The sequence below is a fragment of the Nostoc sp. CALU 1950 genome, from assembly GCF_051172895.1.
Classification (GTDB): Bacteria; Cyanobacteriota; Cyanobacteriia; order Cyanobacteriales; family Nostocaceae; genus Nostoc; species Nostoc edaphicum_A.
Map to the genome: position 1 here is coordinate 1 of NZ_JBDNJQ010000317.1, position 3,148 is coordinate 3,148.

Sequence of the window (3,148 nt, forward strand, 5' to 3'; positions counted from 1 at the left end):
ATTCATCCAGTTCCGAGGTGGATGAACGGAGTTCTGAGGTGGATTCATCCAGTTCCGAGGTGGATGAACGGAGTTCTGAGGTGGATTCATCCAGTTCAAAGGTGGATGAACGGAGTTCTGTGGTGGATTCATCCAGTTCAAAGGTGGATGAACGAAGTTCTAACTCTCCCCTGCCCCCCTGCTCCCCTGCCCCCCTGCTCCCCTGCTCCTCCACTCCCCATTCATACAATCCCACACGCGGAATCGGCTGAGGTGGGGCAGGATTATATGCAGTTGACAAACAACTGTCGGAGATAAATTGCAGAGCATTAACGAAATTTTCCACGCCGCCTTCGCTAAAATACTGCCATATCTGATTAACAATACCCAAAGGCACAGTAGACAGGGAAATTAAATCAGGATCAAAAGCGTCGTCCCCTGGCATTACAATGAGGGTTCTACCATTACGTTGCACAATTTCCTGCACTACTTCTAAGCCATAACTCCAGTAGGAACGTCCTCCTAACAGGCGCAAAATAATTACTTGGGCAAGTTCCAAAACTTGCTCTCCATAAGTGTCTACACTTAATTGTTGCTGCAACTGCAACAGGTTGGCGACTCTTAATGCAGGAAAATTTGCAGGTAATTTCGGAACTGAAGCTGCCAAAGTTTGAATATCGGTATCAGCGGCCGTAATCAACACGAAAGGCGCTGGAGTTTGTTCTAAAAAAATTAAACCCTCTGACTGATTCCATCCACCCGATGTGCTACTTATACGATGCATAATCCTGTCTTACCGTTTTAAACTGTTGGTTAGTACATAATCAAAACAAACTTTTTTCCCTGAATTCAGCCCCCTCTTACCAAAATGATTGAAAATGCTTAGTTCTCCTGATTTGAGCTTTTCTCGAACCTTGCCTATTGTTGTATTTAATCAGCTTGGGGAGTTATTGGAACAGATGGCTCAAACGGTGGGAAGTGCCGCTCTAGTACTGACAGAAGCTGTTTTAGTGCGGGTTTGTATACCTGTGGAGTGGCAAAGACAAAGGTTTACGCTAGTAGTTTCTGAGCAGTTTAGTGCGCTCTTAGTAGGAAACTTTGAGGAGGAGCAGGGGAGCAGAGGGGCAGGGGAGCAGGGGAGCAGGGGAGCAGAGGGGCAGGAAATTTATTCAGCATTAAGCACTCCTAACTCCCCCCTCAGCACTCAGCACGGGCTAAACGCCCCGCTACCGCTAACAGCACTCAGCACTAAATTGACATTTAATTTAGAGGCGATCGCAACATTTGTCTACGAATTGAGAGATTTGTTTGAGTGCGATTCTTATACTCACCAAAATCTCGAACGGTATCAGCAAATTATTAGACCTAATGATGCCACGCTCCAAAGTCAATTTACGCTGTTGTTATTAGAATATCTCCTAACTCAGCCAAACCAAGAAATAATAGCACCTCCAAGCCCAATTGGGCCGGCAGTTTATATCTGTCAGCCAGTGGAAGATGCTTTAAAAAAACAGATTTCTCAAGAGCGACTATTAAATCAGGTAACAACGCAGATCCGCAAAAGCCTGGATTTGCCCGTCATTATGGCAACGGCAATTACACAGGTGCGTGAGTTTCTGGAATTAGACAGATTAGTAATTTATAAATTTGAAGGTTCCCAAATTAGTACTCAACCATACCAGTCTGACACTATTCCCCTCAATGAAACGGCACTGGCAATAGGCATGGAACTATCAGTTAGGGAACCTTCTGAAATCGATTTTTATATACACGAGAACAACAATAAGCACTCACCTTTTAATCAACCTCTACTAAAAGATTATCAAAAATATGGAGGTTATATTGTCTATGAAGCCCGTGCTACAGGTGCTATTACATCGGTGTTGAATTACACGGAAAAAAATTGCTTTGTCCGCACCTCTCAGTGTTGGGAGAAGTATCAGCAAGGTTTTACTTTAGCTGTGGATGATGTCGAAAAAACTTATGCTCTGGAAGAGTGTTTGTTAAATTTCTTAAGGGAATGCCAAGTTAGGGCTAAGTTCGCTGCACCGATTATCTTTGAAGACAAACTGTGGGGATTGCTGATTGCTCATCAGTGCGATGAACCTCACCAGTGGAATGATAGCGAAAAAAGCTTGCTGGTTGCGATCGCAGAACAATTAGCGATCGCCATTCACCAAACCGAGTTAATGCAAACTCTCACCCAAGAAAAACAAACTCTCGAACAACGAGTTATTGAGCGCACAAGGGCACTACGCGATGCCCTCCTCGCCGCCGAAGCTGCTAGCCGGATCAGAAGTGAGTTTCTCGCTACTATCAGTCATGAATTGCTCACGCCTTTAACTTATGTGATTGGGATGTCTTCGACGTTATTACGCTGGCCCTTGGGTGAATTGAGCCAACGACAACGGGGTTATCTGCAAACGATCCACGACAGTGGAGAACATTTATTAGGAATGATTAATGACATCCTCGATTTATCACAAATTGAGGCTGGTAAAACAGCTTTAAATATTTCAGAATTTTCTTTGGTGAATGTTGCCAAAAGTGCTATGGAGTCACTGCGAAAAAAAGCAACAAGCGAACAAATTAATCTTATACTTGATTTGCAAATCGATCCCAGGCGCGATCGCTTTACCGCCGATGCCGAACGAGTAGAACAAATTATCTGGAATCTGTTAACTAATGCCATTAAATTTACTCCTGAAAATGGCAGCGTCACCTTACGTCTTTGGGTGGAAGATGATACTGCTATTTTTCAAGTCGAAGATACCGGGATTGGTATTCCTGAAGAACAATTACCATTATTGTTTGAAAAATTTCAGCAACTAGATACACCCTATCGCCGCCGCTACGAAGGCACTGGACTTGGACTAGCTTTAACTAAACAACTCATAGAACTCCATCGCGGTCGAATTGAAGTAGAATCAACTGTCAGTATTGGCTCAATTTTTACTGTATGGATACCAACTCAGGCAATGAGAGTGATGAGTTAGGAGGCAGGAGGCAGGAGGCAGGAGGTCTTACCTCAGTTGGATATTCAGGACGGGTCTGAATAAAAGCCACCAAATTAAAAATTTGGTGGGATCTTAAACCCAATACAATTTAGATAAGACCAATTTTGTATGAAGCTGCATAGAATTAGATCCCCCCTAGCCCCCCTTAAAAA

The 3,148-nt window shown here is 43.6% G+C and carries 1 protein-coding gene and 1 pseudogene; one reads left to right on the top strand and one right to left on the bottom strand.

Annotated elements, in window-relative coordinates:
* Positions 1-763, bottom strand: a pseudogene (locus ABF638_RS37380) (cobaltochelatase subunit CobN); the annotation flags it as partial.
* Positions 764-857: 94 nt separating this feature from the next.
* Between ABF638_RS37380 and ABF638_RS37385 the strand changes: the two are divergent.
* Positions 858-2,975: a GAF domain-containing sensor histidine kinase gene (locus tag ABF638_RS37385; protein WP_435027784.1), complete on the top strand. Its 2,118-nt coding sequence runs from the start codon at positions 858-860 to the stop codon at positions 2,973-2,975.
* The last annotated feature ends 173 nt before the right edge of the window (positions 2,976-3,148 follow it).